Here is a 16,270-nt window from a genome sequence, read left to right as displayed (position 1 = left end):
GCGGCGGCCCGCGGGCCGGAAAGGGGGCGGATTATGCGGCCTGGCTGGGCTGCGGACAAAATTCGCCCGCGGTCACGCAAGTCCACCGCCAGCCTCGGCACGACTTCCCCCCGTTCCGGGTGACCTTGAATGCGGGCCCGGTCAGGTACGATGCACGCCCCTTCCCAACGCCACCGGTGCTGCGGCGCTCCGCCACCCGGCTTCGATCTCCCATGCCCCACTACACCGGCCCGCTGCTCACCCGCCCCCTGCTCGAGCGGCTGCGGACGGCGCTCAACAACGGCGCCCAACAGATCCACGCCTCGTTCGATCTGGGCCGCAGCGAGACCGCCGTGATCCTCGCTGAGGACGGCTGGCAGTGGCACGGACAGCGCTTTGCGTGGCCGGACAAACTCAAGGACCGTACCATCTATTACTGGGATGGCGATGCCTTCAGCGCCGCCTCGCGGTTCGGCAGCGCGCTGTACAAGCTGGTGCCTACCGACTGGGGTATTCCGACCTTCGAGATCGACGGCATCAAGATGCTGGTCAGCGCGCAGCTCTCGCCGCTGGACGATGCGCGGCGCAAGGTCGCGCTGGTGGAGCCGCGGGGCAAGCAGCTGCTCGACACCTGCGGCGGCATGGGCTACTTCGCCGCCTGCTGCCTTGCTGAAGGAGTGGCCGGCATCCGCTCGTTCGAGAAGAGCAGCGAAGTGCTGTGGCTGCGCACGCTCAACCCGTGGTCGCCCGACCCGGAAGCCGCTTCCGCACACGGCCGGCTGCATCTGGCCCACGGCGATGTGTCACGCGAAATCGAACACCTGGCCGATGCCTCGATGGATGCGGTGCTGCACGACCCGCCGCGCTTCGGGATCGCCGGGGAACTCTACTCGCAGGTGTTCTACGATCAGCTGGCGCGCGTACTGCGCCCCGGCGGCAAACTGTTCCACTACACCGGCGCGCCGAACAAACTCACCAGCGGCCGCGACTTACCCCGCGAAGTCGCCAGCCGCCTGCAGAAAGCCGGCTTCAAGACCGGGCTGGCGCTGGACGGGGTGCTGGCGGTGCGACGCTGACCGCAACAGGGCGGCGGCGCTCCACCGCCCCGGCACAGCGCTTCAAGCGCCGGGCTTGATCGCGATCTTCAACACGCCGTCGCGCTGGTGCGAGAACAGATCGTAGGCGGCGACGATGTCGTCCAGCGCGTAGTGGTGGGTCACCAGCGCCCCGAAATCGGCGCGTCCGGACGCGACCACGTTCATCAGCCGACGCATGCGCTCCTTGCCGCCCGGGCACAGTGCGGTGTTGATCCTGTGGTCGCCCAGGCCCGAGGCGAACGCCGCCAGCGGAATCTTCAGGTCCTCGGAGTACACACCGAGGCTGGAAAGCGTGCCACCGGGCTTGAGGATACGCAGCGCCGATTCAAACGTACCCTGCGTACCCAGCGCCTCGATGGAACTGTCCACGCCGCGACCGCCGGTGAGCTTCATGATCTCGTCCACCACATCGCAGTTGCGGAAATTCAGCACCACGTCGGCCCCCATCGCCTTGGCGATCTGCAGCCGGTGCTCATTCCCATCGACGGCGATGATGGTCGAGGCCCCCAGCAGCCGCGCCCCGGCGGTGGCGCACAGGCCGATCGGGCCCTGCGCGAATACCGCCACCACATCGCCGATGCGGATGTTGGCGTTCTCCGCCCCCTTGAAGCCGGTGGACATGATGTCCGGGCACATCAGCACCTGCTCGTCGCTCAGCCCGTCGGGAATCGGCGCCAGGTTGGCCTGCGCGTCGGGCACCAGCACATACTCGGCCTGGGTGCCATCGATCATGTTGCCAAAGCGCCAGCCGGCGGTGGCCTTGTAACCGTGGCAGCCGCAGCGGCCGCTGGCGATCAGGTAGCTGCCATCCTGCGAGGCCACCCCGTCCTGCGCGGCGTAGGAGTTGAAGTTGGGGCAGATCGCCCCGGCGATCACCCGCTGCCCTTCGGTGTAGCCCTGCACCGCACTGCCGAGCTTCTCGATCACCCCGACCGGCTCATGGCCGACGGTCAGTCCTTTGGCGACCGGATACTCGCCTTTGAGGATATGTACATCGGTCCCGCAGATGGTGGTGGTGGTGATGCGGATCAGCGCATCGTTGGGACCGACATCAGGGATGGGTTTGTCGGCCAGCTCGATACGCCCGGGCTCAACGAATACGGCAGCTTTCATCATGCTCATGATGCATTCCTCAGCGAGGGAAGGGGCCCGGCCGCCACCGGTCGGGCCGAGCATACTCCCGGCGTGGTAACGGCCTGTTGACGGCACAAGCCACCTCGCCGGTCCGGTGCAGGCAGCCCAAACCCCGGGCGCCGGGAAGTTCCCCTCCCCGCGCACACGGGCTGCGCCAAACCCGCCACGCCGGCATGCCCCTTGCCCGCACACCCCGCAGACGCGCTCACGTCGACGTTATGCCGGGATCACGCCAAAAGCCATCGCGCACAAAAAAGGCACCGGAGTGGAAACTCCCGGTGCCTTCCATGGTGGGCCCACCAGGATTCGAACCTGGAACCAAAGGATTATGAGTCCTCTGCTCTAACCGTTGAGCTATAGGCCCGCAAAGGGTTTCAATGGGTCTGCCGTGGTATCCGTGGTAATTCCGGTGTAACCGTGTCGGCGGAAAGCTGCTCTTGTAGAGCCGCCATCGCATCGCGCATCGAAGCGGCGTGAGTGTACCTTTCAGCCATAGCACGTGTCTTCCACCCGCCCATCATTTGGATGGTGGCGGCATCAAGGCCAGCGTGTGCGGCATTGGTCGCCGCGGTGTGGCGCATGGTGTGCGGAGTGCAGTGCTTGGTGATGCCAGCCCGCTCCACACAGCGCGCGAAAATCGAGTTCATCTGATACGCCCTGCCCGACTTGGCCCGGGGCGAAGGGAACAGATAGCCCTCTGCCTCCATGCCGGCGGTGTAGCGCGCCAGGTAGTTGGCCAGAATCTGCGGCATCGGCTGCTCGCGTCTGCCGGCCTTGTCGTGGCGGATCCATAGGATGCGCCGCTCTACATCCACGTCGCTCGCCCGCAAACTGAGAGCCGCCTCGTGCCGCAGGCCGGTGTAGAGCGTGATCATGATGAAGGGGTGGGCAAGATCCGACTGATCGTTCGCCGCGGCCTTGAGCAACCGCTGTGACTCGGCCGGCGTCAGGTACACCAGTTTTCCCTCTGGCTCTGCCTGGCGCACCAGCAGCGGCACCGCGGCCAGCATCTTCCGCCGGCGCATCGTGTTGAGCATGTGCAGCAGTGCTGATCGCTCCCGGTTGATAGTCGACGGTGCTGCGCCCTCGCCCTTCCGCTTGGCCACGTAGGCCAGCCAGTCGTCATCAGAAAGGCGCGATACCTGGATCTGGCCAAGGTGCGGTTTCAGGTGCTCACGGAACCGCATTACCTTAGTAGTAACGTCCCGCCCGTCGTGTGTGCGCAGGTAAGCCAGATAGTCGTCAGCCGCCTGGGCGACGGTTAGAGCTGCTGTCTGCCTGCTGCCCTGTACGCCATGCGCCGCCGCGCGCTTACCCGCCTTGAGGGTAGCGATCACGTCCTCAGCCTGGGTGCGGGTGTACCCCTCAGACTCCAACCCAACCACCTGGTGATGCCGGCGGCGGCTCACCATGACATTGATGGACCAGCGCCCATCGCCGTTGCTCAGGCGGGTGTAGCTGATTCCGTGCTCGCTGATCGACTGGCCAGGCTTCAGCGCGCGCTGTGCAGTCCGAGTCAGTTTAGCGAACGCCGCCACCTCACCCCTTCCTTACAGCCCGGGCCCTAGCGGGCTTCGTTTCCCTGCTCCGTGGAGACCGCCAAGCGGGATCCTCCTCCGCCCTCTCTTCGACACGTTCCCCTAGGGCCTTCAGAGCTTCGTTCACCATCATGAGTTGACGCCAGAGGTCCCAGAGCTCATTGCCCAAAGACTCCAAATCATCTTCAGCGTCTGAAGGTATGGCTGCGAATCGCTCTTTGCGCTCGGCAATGGCGTGCTCAAGAAGAGCCTTTTCCCGCAAGCGATTAGCAATCAAGACCGGGATAGGAGACTCAAGGGTGGAGGTAAGCCGAAAAACGATTTCCGCTGACAACGAGCGGCCGGAGGTTTCCGCCGCGCTCTCAAGCTGTTCCATGAGATCTATCGGTATACGCAGCTTGAATTGGTGGAATTCGGAGGTCATGGCGGAATCATGGACCAAAATTGTCCTTGACTGCAACGGACAACAATGGTCCACTCCACAACAAGGGACCAATGTTGTCCCTTTTGAGCAACCATAACTGGAGACAAAAACATGGCAAACCCACAGCCGCCGGGCTTGGACCGCCTAAAGGGACCAGAAGCAGCTAAGTACTTGGGAATTTCCACCAGCACGCTGGACAAGATGCGGATCGAAGGGCGTGGCCCGCGCTATCTGAAATTGGGCGGCCGCTGCTTCTACCGCCGATCTGACCTTGACGCATACATCGAGTCATCGATCGTTGAGACGACCGACAGCCGGTCCCGTGTCGGCTGAAAAGAAAACGGCCCGAGCGGTTGCACCCGCCCGAGCCGTAGAAGCCATGTCCGAACCCACAAGGAACGACCTGACCGTGAATACTATCGTACACCACGCCACCCCGGGCGCAATCGGGCAATCCGCCCCTGCAGTGCGAGGGACCACCTGCGCCCTCGATAGCTATCCGTCCCCGGTGCTGATGCCACCACCAAAGGGCCTGGCTTATGTGCTCGTCCGCGACAACCTCAATGCACCCAGCTTTGAGATTGGTGACGTTCTGCAGGTGGACGTAGGTGTCACCAGCTTTCGCTGGGATGGCATCTACGTGATCCAGCTTGGTGACCAGCAGATCGTGCGCCGAGTGCAGCATCGTCCGGGCCCCGATGGCCGGATGGCTTACCTCGTCTTCACCGCCAGCAATCCAGAGCATGGCTTCTACCTCACTCGCGAAGAGCTCGTGATCCTGGGGGCTGTGATCAAAGTTTGTGCGATCCGGAGATCAGCATGAGCACCCGCGGCCCGAGCTTTTCCGCTGCCGCCGGGGGTGAGGCTCTGGAATGAAGCGTCCAGCATTTCAGTTCTACCCCAACGATTGGAGCAATGACGCATCGCTCCGGCTGTGCTCGATAGGGGCTAGGGGGCTGTGGATCGAGATGATCTGCATCATGCACCGCGCTGAGCAATACGGGCATCTGTGCGCAGGAGGGCGCGCGCTGTCCACCAAAGAGCTTGCACGACTCGTTGGCGACTCAGAGCGGTCCGTGAAAGTCTGGCTCAATGAGCTGGAAAGGAACGGCGTCCTCAGTGTGACCGATGAAGGAGTCATCTACTCGCGCCGGATGCTCAGGGATGAGGCCGTAAGGAATCGACGTGCAGCAGGTGGCGAAGCTGGAAAGGAGTTCGGACAGCTAGGAGCCGAGCACGGCAGCAAGGGGGGAAGGCCAGCGAAGCAAAGGGGGGATAAAAAACCCCCCTTAAATCCCCCCCCTTCTTCTTCATCTTCTTCTTCATCTTCTTCTTCAGTAACTCCAGATAGATCTTGCACACCGGAAGGATTGCTTGGGCAGGACGAGTCGCGCGCTGTGTGTGGCACGCCTGCTGGTGCTGCAGCTGTCGCTCTGAACCGCGCCGGCCTACGCATCGCCAGCCAGAACCCGAACCTCATAGCTGCCTGCAGCGAAGGCGTGACGACTGCCGAGCTACTGGAAATACACGCCCTGTACCCCGACAAGCCAGCGGGCTACGTCATCGCCACTGCCAGACGAATCCGTGCCGAGAAGGCCACCCCAGTTACGGGAGCATCCCATGCAGCAAGCCCACCAAGCCGCAGCCTCAGCCCTGCAGAGCGCGTCCAAGCAAACATCGAAGCAGCGCACCAGCGCGACGCCCAATCAGCCGCAGGTGGCAGCATCATCGACGGCCAAGCCTTCCGCGTTGATAGCTGACTACGTCTGGCTTCACATGAGCGGGCTGTTCGGCAACGCCTGGACGAGCACCTACGGGGACAACCCGCGATCGGCTGCTGGTGCCGAATGGGCCAAGACACTCACCGGTCTGAATCGGTCCCACATCGACGCTGGCTTGGACGCCTGCCGATCAGCTGGCAGTGATTGGCCGCCCTCAGCCCCGCGCTTCCTGGCTATGTGCCGCGGCATCCCAAGCTTCGCCCGTGTCAGCAACGAGCTGGCCAAGTCGCCGGAGAACTGGTCGGCGTTCACGCGCGCTGTTAGGAACAACCTGGACGAGTTCATCTACCGGAACTCTAGTACCAAGGATGCGCGGCGCTTGCTGCAAGACGCCTATGACGTGGTCAACGACATGGTCATGCGTGGGGATCCGCTACCGGAACCGGTTCCGCTCCTCAGATCTGAGGAGCGCCCGATCGTGCTGGCCAGCCGTGACCAGGCCCACCGACGTTGGGCAGACATTGCGCAGGTTCTAGGCCTATCGGACAGCGAAGTGAAGGCAATGAAATCAGCAGGCATCGACCCGCTCGACGACGGGGATCGCCCAGTCACCGGGAAGATGGCTGCAGCAGGTCCAGATGCTTAGGCCAACGGAACGGTGTGCCTCCATCACCAGCGATCAATCGCCGTTGCTCAGAACTGAGCAACGGCCCGGGGGGGGAGGGGAAAACTCCAACGAGCATCCATCCCGACACGTGCGCCCAACTGTTTATTTGCACCGTCAGTTGAGAAAAACCGATTTTTGTGACGAAACCACTTACCCACCGTTGTGAGAATTGCAGCTGTGAGCTGGTGCTGGCCGACGTGGGCCGGCCAAGGCGGTACTGCTCGGCTGCATGCAGAACGAAAGCCTGGCGCATACGCGATGCGCTCCGCTGGGCAGATCACACAAAGCAGATCCAAGTGCCGAATGTGACGAAACCCATTGAACAAGCGCGCCAAGGCGCTACGCTGCAACTGTCCAGGACGGCTCACCCCACGGGTGTCACCGGCACCGGTCCTAAGTTGCGGCCAAGGCCACGCCAAGGCGCGCTCTGAGATCAGTCAAGCACTGATCCGGGCGCGCTTTTTTGTTGCTCGGGTCACAATCAAAAGGGAAGGACCATGTCCAAAGGCCTACAGTATTACCGCGAGAGAATCGCCGATCCCAATCTGCAGTTTGCAGCGCGCATCGAATTTGCCAAGGTCGGTTTCGACATCGATGAGGTGCTGAAAAACTCCGACACTTCGCCCAGTGCAGCGAAAGCTGATCGCAGCAAGGTTCGTCGCGCACTCAACCTGTTCCAGGACCAGGTCCGCGATGGGAATATTGAATTATTCAACAAAGACAAAACCCCGAATCGGAACATTGAGAACACCATTTCTTGGGCCAGCGCGGTGATCGACCTGATCGACGAAGAACTCGATCTTGGTGAATTTGCCGAAGCACGGTTTGGCGGTGCTAACGCCAGCCTCCGCGACAGTGACGGTCGCGAGATCGGCAAGCTGATCTCCAACCAGGACATGCGTGACCCCTCCAAGATCGCAGCACAGCTGGGAGTGAGGGGATCGTCCAGTGAGGGAATGTCGCTGACCGAGTTCTTCCGCGGCGTCGCCAATATGCGAACCACGGATGGCGTGCGAAACGCGCTCAGCGAGGGCACCAACACTGCCGGCGGCTACCTGGTGCCGGGTGTGCTGCTGCCAGGCATCCTCAACGCCCTGGTGCCGGCATCGAGCCTGCTGCAGGCGGGTGCAAACGTGGCGGTGCTCGAGGACCAGAGCAACAGCTTCAAGATCGCGGCAACCGACACGATCCCGACCGCGGCATGGCGGAACGAAAGCGCCGCTATCGCCGAATCTGATCCCGCATTCCGATCGATCACCATCACCCCCCGCAGCCTGGCCTTTCGCTTCAAGGTGAGCCGCGAGCTGCTGGCCGATGCTCCCGGGCTGGAACAGGCACTTCGTACCGCCATCGCCCAGGCCTTCGCCAAGGAGCTCGACCGGGCTGGTCTGCGGGGTTCGGGCACTGCCCCGGAGATCCGCGGCCTGCTCAACATCGACGGCGTGCACGCGATCGGCAACGGCACCAACGGGGCCGCGCTGACCAACTACAACAAGCTGATCAATGCCGCCCGTGCTATCAAGGAGGCCGACGCCCCCGCCCCGAACACGGCGATCATGTCGCCGCGCGAAGACGAGACCATGGCTCTGTTCGCCGACACCACTGGGCAGCCCCTGCGCCGCCCGGATGCGCTGACCAGCTGGAACTTCCTTACCAGCTCCCAGATTCCGACGGACCTCACCGTCGGCACGTCCTCGGACTGTTCGGAAATCTTTGTCGGTGACTTCTCGCTGTTCACCTTCTTCATGCGGGAAGGCGTGAGCGTGCAGCTGCTGAACGAGCTCCACGCAACGACCGGTGAGGTCGGATTCGTCTGCCACACCCGCGTCGACGTGGCGGTCGCATATGCCAAGGCCTTCGCGGTGATCGCGGGCATCAAGGGCTAAAGCTATCGGGGCTGACTTGCCCCCGTACGGACCAGCCGGCGGTGTCCGCAACAACACCGGCAGTGCAAGGCCAGGCTCCTACATCCTCATGGGCGAGTCCGCGCTGATTGCACCTTGGAGCCCTCCGCCAGGTTGAGGCGGAGGGCTCCCCCTACAAACAGAGAGAGGTTGCTGAAATGTCCGGCTCCCAAATTGGCGGAACCATCGGATCCATCATCGGATACTACGTTGGCGGTCCCATCGGAGCGACGATCGGCTACCAGATCGGCCCAGCTTGGGGGCCCTATACCTCCATTGAAGCGCTCAAAGGGCCCACTATTTCGACCACAAAAGGACCACTTGATGAGCCTGTTGAATGTTGTGATTCTTGCCGATAGGGCACTGATCATGGTCGATACCCTGGCGATATCGTCGGCACATGGAACCGAATTTGAGACGAGTAAGATCCTCCTCCTTCCCTTCGAGAACGTCGCCATCTGTTCACGCGGCGAGCTGGGGTTTGTGCGGAGCCTCTATATTCAGCTGCTGACACTCATGGGTGATCATTCCTTCGACACGCTGACAAAGTCGCTTCCAGCCATAGCCCGCACCCTGCTTCCTGCCTATCTGAAGCAATGCGAAGCCGACGGAATCAAGCCCGAACACACAGACAAGCAGGAGATTCTTCTCGTGGGCTGGTCGCAGCAATGGGGTGCACCGCGCGCGCTGCGCCTGGTACGCGACGGTGCTGGCTTCAGCATTGATGAGATTGGCGGCGGCCACATCGCACCAGCCTTCGATGAGGATCTTTCCAGCATCACCGTGGACACTCATGAAGAGTTTCTGCACCAGGTCGCAAACGCTCAGATACGCCAGATGAAGGCAGTACCGGGAAGTGGACCTATTGGCGGCCAGCTACTGCTCACAGAGCTGACGCAGCATCAAGTGACGATCAAGCGATTTGCAGCTTAGTTCGATCAGCCAACATCTCTCGTCGCGCGAATGTCTCTCTGAGCGTCTCACGCTGCTCCAGCGCGCTGGTAATGCTGTAAGCACGATGCAGGGCTCCGCAGATAGAAGCCGCGATCTTGTCCGCGTCACCACGACCCTCGGCTGCGGCTAGTGCCTGCAGAGCCAGCCCGTACAGCTCTTGGACCCGGGCGAGACGCTCAGTGGCTCGCATCATGTAGCCGTTGGCAAAGATGTCGTATGCCAAGGCATCGAAGCTTTCGCGTAGGGTCTGGTAGGCCACGGGATATCTGCGACTCAGGCTATCGGAAAGTCACGATCATCCCCTGGCGCCGGTGCTGGATCTGTCGGTGGTGACCGCTTTGCCTTGTAGGATTTCTCCCACAAAAAGCCCCGCTACCTGATGGTGCGGGGCCATAGATGCTTATTCGTAAAGCTTCAGTACCGCAACGTCGTATGCCTTACCTTGCGGGGCTTGATTAGTGTCGAACCATTCACACCACGCAGTCCCATCGTTCACCCTGCTGATGGTCATCCTAAGGCTACCGCTCTTCAGTACAACAACATCACCTGGCTTGAATTCCATCTCTTTCACTGCTCTGGTTTAGCCCTCATGGGCATTGGCTGGATGGCGTCTAAGAGAACGTATTTCAAGGCCGTGAGAGGCTCTCTGGCAAGAGCACTAGCGGCGTACCAGCTGCTCGGCTACAAACCGTCATAGACGCGTGGATCAAGGGACGCCGAGCAGCCACGGAGCGAGACCACAAAAACCCCGCCGGAGCGGGGTTCTCTTGAGCAAGTATTGAGCTCATCCTTTTATCGACTTGTAGATATGGCTTATAAGCTCGGCTACAGCCTTCACAGCCTCTGTCGTCGGCGTGCTAACCGTAGGGTCTTGCTCGTTAGTCACACTGATCATCTTCATCAGCCCCAGAGAAAGCGACAGTGGGATAGCCGCAATTACCACTAGACCAGCCCCAAGTAGAACTAAAACATGCCAATTGGCGTCTTTACTCATAATGAGAAGGGCACCAATAGCAGGCAGGTTAGCAAAGCGCAGAAGCATCCAAAGTAGCGAGCAGAAGAAAACTAGCGAAAGCCCACCCAAAGCGGAGAAGGCGACCCATCGCATCTCTCGGTGCGCTGCGTGATTGAGATCGAGCTGAGTCTCGTACTCCTCCCGCAATGAACTAGCAGGCACAGGGCCGGCATCAGCAACTGCTGGCGTTTTCTTGAAACCCGCCTCTGCCTCATCGGCCGCAACGGCTATCTCTGGAAAAACTGGCGAACTTCCTTCCTTGTCGCTTGCCATTCGGCGTCAGCCTTTCTATATCAGTTAGCTCTAATTTTTTCAGCGTAGTGCTCCCTAATAAGCTCATTGCTTATCGGAGCAAAGTACTTGTCCTTTCCGCCTTCCTGATGCCACGCGATGGACCAAGGCGTACCCGGCAAATGCGTCATCTGCGAGAGCTCAATTCCGCTGAACCTTGCATAGTTCTTCCAAACACTGTCAAGCAGCGGGGCAGCATCCTCCCCGACTACTGCGGGTAAACCACCAAATGGACTGGCGGCGACCAAGCCGGTGACCGAACCACTGCCAAAATGCTTGATTCTGTCGTAAAGCGACTTGATGACGGGCCCATGCCTCCAGGCTTGCACCTGCTCATCAATGAGCGGAGCCCCCGTATATCCCAGGTACCAGCCATGAGCGATGTATACCAGCTTCAGGAGCTGCATCGGCGTAATAGCTCGGCCTTCCCTTGAGGCACGCTCAAGGAAGAAGTTGGCAACACTGGCAGGAGAGTAGGTCATAGCGGGGCTCCTAAGTCCGAGGGGCAGCTCACATAGGGAGCGCTAACGGAGCGACGCAAATATCGCACACATCAATCTCACGAGCTAAGAGACTGTAGGACTCACTTCACATATATGGTGGTGACCATCGCTACTTCAACCGCGTGTAATTCCTGTGTAAAGCTGCCAGCAATGTTAGGCAATCATTGGAAAGGGCCCGACAAATTGACAACTACAAAATCAGCGCATCCAACTGATTTTTATATAAAAAAAGGTCAATTCGCAACAAGCAGCAACGTCACTTTGCAGGATTATGAGTCCTCTGCTCTAACCGTTGAGCTATAGGCCCGCAACGACGGCACAGTGTAGTGGAGCGCGCGTAGGGCGACCACTTGCCCGTGCGCGTTGGGACAGCGCCGCTGCACCGAAGTGGCCAACCGGTGCTGACCGCCTCGCGCGGGCGGCAAAGAAAAACCCCGCCTGGGCGGGGTTTTTCGCGTTCAACCCTACAGCCTGGAAATCATTCGATATCCAGGAAGCTGCGCAGCTGCTCCGAACGGCTCGGGTGACGCAGCTTGCGCAGCGCCTTGGCCTCGATCTGGCGGATGCGCTCGCGGGTGACGTCGAACTGCTTGCCGACTTCTTCCAGCGTGTGGTCGGTATTCATGTCGATACCGAAGCGCATGCGCAACACCTTGGCTTCCCTCGGGGTCAGCCCACCGAGCACGTCGCGCACGGTTTCCGACAGGTTGATGTTGACCGTGTTCTCCACCGGGGACTCCACATTGGTGTCCTCGATGAAATCGCCCAGATGGGAATCCTCGTCGTCGCCGATCGGGGTTTCCATCGAGATCGGCTCCTTGGCGATCTTCATCACCTTGCGGATCTTGTCCTCGGGCATGTCCATTTCCTTGGCCAGCTCCTCCGGCGTGGCCTCGCGGCCGTACTGCTGGAGCATCTGGCGGGAAATGCGGTTGAGTTTGTTGATCGTCTCGATCATGTGCACCGGAATACGGATGGTGCGCGCCTGGTCGGCGATCGAGCGGGTGATCGCCTGGCGGATCCACCAGGTGGCATAGGTCGAGAACTTGTAGCCGCGGCGGTATTCGAACTTGTCCACGGCCTTCATCAGGCCGATGTTGCCTTCCTGGATCAGATCCAGGAACTGCAGGCCGCGGTTGGTGTACTTCTTGGCGATGGAGATGACCAGACGCAGGTTGGCCTCGACCATTTCCTTCTTGGCCTTGCGCGCACGGGCCTCGCCATAGGCCATCACACGGCTGATTTCCTTCAGCTCTTCCAGCGACAGCGACGTCGCCTTCTCCACGTCCTGCGTGGCCTGCTGTTCGGAAATGATCTGGTCCTTCACATCACGCAGGGCCGAGGACCACTTCTGCTTGCGCTTCAGTGCATCTTCCACCCATTCCAGATTGGTCTGGTTGCCTTCCCAGGAACGGATGAAATCCTTGCGCGGCATGCGTGCGGTGATCGTGGCCAGATGCAGCACGCGGCGCTCCTGGGCCTTGACCGAAGCCATCACATCGCGCAACTGCTTGACCAGCACGTCGGTCAGCGGCAGCGGCAGCTTCAAGGTCACGAACGTGGCGGCCAGCTCGTCACGCAGCTTGGCACGGGCCTTGTCGTCGCCCTTGGCATGGGCTTTCTTGAACTTGGCCATATCACTGGCCAGCTGTTCCATGCGACGGGCAACTTCAAGCGGATCCGGACCGGTCGGACCGGCTTCCTCTTCGGCGACGTCGTCGTCTTCCTCTTCAGCCTCGGTGTCAGCCTCGGTGTCTTCGCTTTCAGCGACCACGGCCGGCGCCGGCTCTTCTTCCACCAGGTCGTTGAAGCCGACGATGATTTCAGCCAGGCGCTTCTTGCCCTCTTTGTGCAGCTCGTAATCGGCCAGCACGGTTTCCACGGCCATCGGGAAGGTGCCCAGTGCGGCCTGCACCTGGCCCAGGCCTTCTTCGATGCGCTTGGCGATGGCGATTTCGCCTTCGCGGGTCAGCAGCTCGACCGTACCCATTTCGCGCATGTACATGCGCACCGGGTCGGTGGTACGACCACCTTCGGTGTCGAGTGCGGTCAGGGCGGCCGCCGCTTCTTCAGCAGCGGTGTCATCGACTTCACGGTTGCCCGTGTTGCCGTCGCTCAGGGCCAGCGTGTCGGCATCGGGCGCGACTTCATGGACATCGATGCCCATGCCGGTGATGAGGGCGATGATGTCTTCGATCTGCTCCGGATCGACCATGTCGTCGGGGAGGTGGTCGTTGACTTCGGCGTAGGTCAGGTAGCCCTGTTCCAGGCCCTTGCTGATCAGAAGCTTGATGTCGTTTTGCTGGGCAGGACGTTCGTTGGCCATGTAATGCTCGCGCCACCGGCGGGGAAAGAAGAGAACCTACTATTATACCTGCGCAGCATAACGCTTGCCGGGCGGTGGATTCACGGCGCGTCAGGATCTGAGCAGAAACGTCACCGGTCCGTCATTGACCAGGCTCACTACCATATGGGCACCGAAGCGGCCGGTTTCCACCCGTGCGGCGTGTTTTTCGCGGCAGATGGCCACCAGTTGATTGAAAATATGTTCAGCTTCGTCGGGGGGCGCCGCCGTGCTGAAGCCCGGACGCATGCCGGAACGGGTGTCGGCGGCCAGCGTGAACTGGCTCACCAGCAACAGGCCACCGCCGGTATCGCGCAGGGAACGGTTCATTCTGCCGGCATCGTCGGCGAAAACCCGGTAGCCGAGCAGGCGGTCGGCCATCCGTGACAGGGCCGCGGCGTCATCGCCCGGCTCCACCCCCACCAGCGCCAGCAGGCCTTGGCCGATTTCGCCGACCACGGTTTCATCGACCGTGACCGAGGCCCGGGTGACACGCTGGATCAGGGAAAGCATGGCGGCTCCTAGCAAAAGGAGGGCGAACCTTAACATCGCGCGGCAGCGGCTAAACTTGGGCACATGAAACCGGACACCGCCGCCAAGCTCTACTATCGCCTCGCCTCCGTGCTCACCCGCCTGCCGTGGTCGTGGCAGCGTTCGCTGGCCGACAGCGTGGCCTGGTTGTGGCGGCGCATCGACGCCCGCGAAAGCCGGGTGACCCGGCGCAATCTGGAGCTGGTGTATCCGGAACTGCCGGCGGCCGAGCGCCAGCGCCTGCACCGCATCGTCTTGCGTACCACCGCCCGCCAGGCCCTGGAAACGCTGTACCTGTGGACCCATCCGCCGGCGAGCAACCTGCAACGGCACCTGGTCGAGCGCCACGGCCAGGCGCTGTACGACGCGGCGCTGGCATCGGGCCAGGGCGTGATCGTGGTGGCGCCGCACTATGGCAACTGGGAGCTGCTCAACCAGTGGCTGGCCTCGCGCGGCCCGTTTGCTTTCGTCTACGCGCCGCCGGAGAACCCCACCGGCGACGCCTTCCTGCAGCGGGTACGCAGCGGCGACAACGTGCGCCAGGTCCGCGCCGAAGGTCCGGCCGTGCGACAGCTGTTCAAGGTGCTCAAGGATGGCGGCGCGGTGGCGATCCTGCCCGACCAGCAGCCCAAGAATGGTGACGGCGTGTTCGTGCCGTTCTTCGGCCTCCAGGCCCTGACCATGACCCTGGTCAACCGGCTGGCCGAACGCACCGGTGCGAGGGTGCTGTTCGCCTGGTGCGAGCGGCTCGGCCCGGACCTGGAATTCGCGCTGCATGTCGAACCGGCCCCGGCGGCCATGGCCGATCCGGATCTGCAGGTCGCCGCGGCCACGCTCAATGCCGGCATCGAACGCATCGCCCGCCGCGACCCGTCGCAGTACCAGTGGACCTACAAACGCTACACGCTGCGCCCACCCGGCAGCGGCGAGAAAGACCCGTACGCCACCGCCAGACACCCGCACTGACGCGTTGCCAGCAACACTGCGTCGCCCGACCGCGCCGATTGAATCCCCGGCCGGCGACCCCCATTAGGTTTCCGATGAGCGCCCTGCCCTCCCCTGCAACTTCATCCGCCGGTTTCCCCCAGACTGCGGCCATCCACTGCGAACGGGCAGCGGCCGAGCTTCGCGCCGGGCGTCCCCTGGTGATCGTCGATGGCGACCGGCGCAGTGCCGTCATCGCCCTGGACAGCGCCACCGCCGCCAGCTTCAGCGCCTTCGCCGATGCCGCGGACCAGCGGCACTACCTGTTCCTGACCCGGCCGCGCGCGCAGACGCTGGGAATTGCCGCCGAACACGGCATCCGCATCCCGCTGGCCGGCCTGACATTCGACAGCCTGCCGGCGCTGGCCTACCTGCGCGATGCCACACCGCCGCAAGGCCCGTTCAGCGCTGGCGACGCCCGCGATGCCGCCGCGGTGGAACTGGCGCGGCTGGGCCTGTTGCTGCCGGCGATGGTGGCGGTGGAACTGCCGGCCAGCGATTCACCGTTTGACCCGTGCATGCACCTGGAGATCGCCGACCTCGCCGAAGGGGCCGCCCAGGCCGGCCAGGATTACGAACTGGTGACGCGCTCGCCGGTGCCGTTGCGCGATGTGGGCATGAGCGAGTTCGCCGTGTTCCGCGGCGGCGTGGCGCAGCGCGACCAGGTGGCGGTGATCGTCGGCACTCCGGACATGGGCGGCATCGTGCCGGTGCGGGTGCATTCGTCCTGCCTGACCGGCGACCTGTTCGGCTCGCTCAAGTGCGATTGCGGCGACCAGCTGCGCCGCGGCCTGCGCACACTCAAGGAACTGGGCGGCGGCATCCTGCTGTATCTGGACCAGGAAGGCCGCGGCACCGGCATCGCCGCCAAGATGCGCGCCTACGGCTACCAGCACGAAGGCCTGGACACCATCGATGCCGACGCGCAACTGGGCTTCGGCCCGGACGAGCGCCGCTATGCCAGTGCCGCGGCGATGCTGCGGGGGCTGGGCGTGCGCCGCATCCAGCTGCTGACCAACAATCCGAGCAAGGTGCAGCATCTGCGCAGCGCCGGCATCGAAGTGGTCGGTTGCGTGGCGGTGACCGGCGAGATCACTGCCGAGAACGAGCAGTACCTGCGCACCAAGGCCGTACGCGCCGGCCATCAGCTCGACGTCGATGCGCTGATCATGGCCGCGCAGTAA

17 protein-coding genes and 2 tRNA genes are annotated in these 16,270 nt (G+C 62.3%); 8 read left to right on the top strand and 11 right to left on the bottom strand.

Going from position 1 to position 16,270, the window contains the following annotated elements:
- Positions 1–212 precede the first annotated feature (212 nt).
- Complete coding sequence (locus ACVOMC_RS05695) at positions 213–1,055, top strand: class I SAM-dependent methyltransferase (protein WP_054659063.1); 843 nt, start codon at positions 213–215, stop codon at positions 1,053–1,055.
- 42 nt (positions 1,056–1,097) lie between these two features.
- On the opposite strand, the gene ACVOMC_RS05690 is transcribed toward ACVOMC_RS05695, so the two are convergent.
- The 4 genes from ACVOMC_RS05690 to ACVOMC_RS05675 form a co-directional block, all read right to left on the bottom strand.
- Entirely contained in the window at positions 1,098–2,198 is a 1,101-nt protein-coding gene (locus ACVOMC_RS05690; protein WP_481523169.1) for an NAD(P)-dependent alcohol dehydrogenase, read from the bottom strand.
- Between the two features lie 300 nt (positions 2,199–2,498).
- Positions 2,499–2,574 (bottom strand) — tRNA-Ile (locus tag ACVOMC_RS05685).
- 10 nt (positions 2,575–2,584) lie between these two features.
- Positions 2,585–3,748, bottom strand: a complete 1,164-nt coding sequence (locus tag ACVOMC_RS05680) for a tyrosine-type recombinase/integrase (RefSeq protein WP_481523168.1) — start codon at positions 3,746–3,748, stop codon at positions 2,585–2,587.
- Between the two features lies 1 nt (position 3,749).
- Complete coding sequence (locus tag ACVOMC_RS05675) at positions 3,750–4,172, bottom strand: Arc family DNA-binding protein (protein WP_481523167.1); 423 nt, start codon at positions 4,170–4,172, stop codon at positions 3,750–3,752.
- Positions 4,173–4,283: 111 nt separating this feature from the next.
- Between ACVOMC_RS05675 and ACVOMC_RS05670 the strand changes: the two genes are divergently transcribed.
- From ACVOMC_RS05670 to ACVOMC_RS05650, 5 genes are all read left to right on the top strand, one after another.
- On the top strand, positions 4,284–4,505 hold the full coding sequence (locus ACVOMC_RS05670; RefSeq protein WP_481523166.1) for a helix-turn-helix transcriptional regulator: 222 nt from the start codon (positions 4,284–4,286) through the stop codon (positions 4,503–4,505).
- 76 nt (positions 4,506–4,581) lie between these two features.
- On the top strand, positions 4,582–4,995 hold the full coding sequence (locus ACVOMC_RS05665; RefSeq protein WP_481523165.1) for a S24 family peptidase: 414 nt from the start codon (positions 4,582–4,584) through the stop codon (positions 4,993–4,995).
- Positions 4,996–5,792: 797 nt separating this feature from the next.
- On the top strand, positions 5,793–6,539 hold the full coding sequence (locus ACVOMC_RS05660; RefSeq protein WP_481523164.1) for a hypothetical protein: 747 nt from the start codon (positions 5,793–5,795) through the stop codon (positions 6,537–6,539).
- A gap of 518 nt (positions 6,540–7,057) precedes the next feature.
- Positions 7,058–8,446, top strand: a complete 1,389-nt coding sequence (locus tag ACVOMC_RS05655) for a phage major capsid protein (protein ID WP_481523163.1) — start codon at positions 7,058–7,060, stop codon at positions 8,444–8,446.
- Positions 8,447–8,788: 342 nt separating this feature from the next.
- Positions 8,789–9,397 (top strand): hypothetical protein, encoded by a 609-nt coding sequence (locus tag ACVOMC_RS05650; RefSeq protein ID WP_481523162.1) that lies wholly within the window; start codon positions 8,789–8,791, stop codon positions 9,395–9,397.
- Here ACVOMC_RS05650 and ACVOMC_RS05645 read toward each other — a convergent pair.
- From ACVOMC_RS05645 to dtd, 7 genes are all read right to left on the bottom strand, one after another.
- Positions 9,378–9,677, bottom strand: coding sequence for a hypothetical protein (locus tag ACVOMC_RS05645; RefSeq protein WP_481523161.1), 300 nt, complete (start codon positions 9,675–9,677; stop codon positions 9,378–9,380). The two genes, ACVOMC_RS05650 and ACVOMC_RS05645, sit on opposite strands and share 20 nt — an antisense overlap.
- A 141-nt stretch (positions 9,678–9,818) precedes the next feature.
- Complete coding sequence (locus ACVOMC_RS05640) at positions 9,819–9,980, bottom strand: YodC family protein (RefSeq protein WP_481523160.1); 162 nt, start codon at positions 9,978–9,980, stop codon at positions 9,819–9,821.
- A gap of 222 nt (positions 9,981–10,202) precedes the next feature.
- Entirely contained in the window at positions 10,203–10,706 is a 504-nt protein-coding gene (locus tag ACVOMC_RS05635) for a hypothetical protein (RefSeq protein WP_481523159.1), read from the bottom strand.
- 20 nt (positions 10,707–10,726) lie between these two features.
- Positions 10,727–11,206 (bottom strand): Panacea domain-containing protein, encoded by a 480-nt coding sequence (locus tag ACVOMC_RS05630; protein ID WP_481523158.1) that lies wholly within the window; start codon positions 11,204–11,206, stop codon positions 10,727–10,729.
- A gap of 191 nt (positions 11,207–11,397) precedes the next feature.
- Positions 11,398–11,534: transfer RNA gene (locus tag ACVOMC_RS05625), tRNA-Ile, on the bottom strand.
- Between the two features lie 171 nt (positions 11,535–11,705).
- On the bottom strand, positions 11,706–13,553 hold the full coding sequence (gene rpoD, locus ACVOMC_RS05620) for an RNA polymerase sigma factor RpoD (RefSeq protein WP_481523157.1): 1,848 nt from the start codon (positions 13,551–13,553) through the stop codon (positions 11,706–11,708).
- A gap of 90 nt (positions 13,554–13,643) precedes the next feature.
- Positions 13,644–14,084, bottom strand: coding sequence for a D-aminoacyl-tRNA deacylase (gene dtd / locus ACVOMC_RS05615; protein ID WP_481523156.1), 441 nt, complete (start codon positions 14,082–14,084; stop codon positions 13,644–13,646).
- A 63-nt stretch (positions 14,085–14,147) separates the two neighbouring features.
- Between dtd and ACVOMC_RS05610 the strand changes: the two genes are divergently transcribed.
- On the top strand, positions 14,148–15,068 hold the full coding sequence (locus tag ACVOMC_RS05610) for a lauroyl acyltransferase (protein WP_481523155.1): 921 nt from the start codon (positions 14,148–14,150) through the stop codon (positions 15,066–15,068).
- A gap of 74 nt (positions 15,069–15,142) precedes the next feature.
- On the top strand, positions 15,143–16,270 hold the full coding sequence (ribA, locus tag ACVOMC_RS05605) for a GTP cyclohydrolase II RibA (protein ID WP_481523154.1): 1,128 nt from the start codon (positions 15,143–15,145) through the stop codon (positions 16,268–16,270).

The organism is Stenotrophomonas sp. STEN014, from assembly GCF_056760315.1.
The sequence above is the reverse complement of the archived record's forward strand: the minus strand, read 5'-3'. Positions and strand labels throughout refer to the sequence as shown.

What these genes read in the sequence shown, in the direction of transcription:
- ACVOMC_RS05695 (WP_054659063.1), top strand. Translation starts at nt 213, where the DNA reads ATGCCCCACTACACCGGCCCGCTGCTCACCCGCCCCCTGCTCGAGCGG.
- ACVOMC_RS05690 (WP_481523169.1), bottom strand. Translation starts at nt 2,198, where the DNA reads ATGAGCATGATGAAAGCTGCCGTATTCGTTGAGCCCGGGCGTATCGAG.
- ACVOMC_RS05675 (WP_481523167.1), bottom strand. Translation starts at nt 4,172, where the DNA reads ATGACCTCCGAATTCCACCAATTCAAGCTGCGTATACCGATAGATCTC.
- ACVOMC_RS05670 (WP_481523166.1), top strand. Translation starts at nt 4,284, where the DNA reads ATGGCAAACCCACAGCCGCCGGGCTTGGACCGCCTAAAGGGACCAGAA.
- ACVOMC_RS05660 (WP_481523164.1), top strand. Translation starts at nt 5,793, where the DNA reads ATGCAGCAAGCCCACCAAGCCGCAGCCTCAGCCCTGCAGAGCGCGTCC.
- ACVOMC_RS05655 (WP_481523163.1), top strand. Translation starts at nt 7,058, where the DNA reads ATGTCCAAAGGCCTACAGTATTACCGCGAGAGAATCGCCGATCCCAAT.
- ACVOMC_RS05650 (WP_481523162.1), top strand. Translation starts at nt 8,789, where the DNA reads ATGAGCCTGTTGAATGTTGTGATTCTTGCCGATAGGGCACTGATCATG.
- ACVOMC_RS05640 (WP_481523160.1), bottom strand. Translation starts at nt 9,980, where the DNA reads ATGGAATTCAAGCCAGGTGATGTTGTTGTACTGAAGAGCGGTAGCCTT.
- ACVOMC_RS05635 (WP_481523159.1), bottom strand. Translation starts at nt 10,706, where the DNA reads ATGGCAAGCGACAAGGAAGGAAGTTCGCCAGTTTTTCCAGAGATAGCC.
- ACVOMC_RS05630 (WP_481523158.1), bottom strand. Translation starts at nt 11,206, where the DNA reads ATGACCTACTCTCCTGCCAGTGTTGCCAACTTCTTCCTTGAGCGTGCC.
- rpoD (WP_481523157.1), bottom strand. Translation starts at nt 13,553, where the DNA reads ATGGCCAACGAACGTCCTGCCCAGCAAAACGACATCAAGCTTCTGATC.
- dtd (WP_481523156.1), bottom strand. Translation starts at nt 14,084, where the DNA reads ATGCTTTCCCTGATCCAGCGTGTCACCCGGGCCTCGGTCACGGTCGAT.
- ACVOMC_RS05610 (WP_481523155.1), top strand. Translation starts at nt 14,148, where the DNA reads ATGAAACCGGACACCGCCGCCAAGCTCTACTATCGCCTCGCCTCCGTG.
- ribA (WP_481523154.1), top strand. Translation starts at nt 15,143, where the DNA reads ATGAGCGCCCTGCCCTCCCCTGCAACTTCATCCGCCGGTTTCCCCCAG.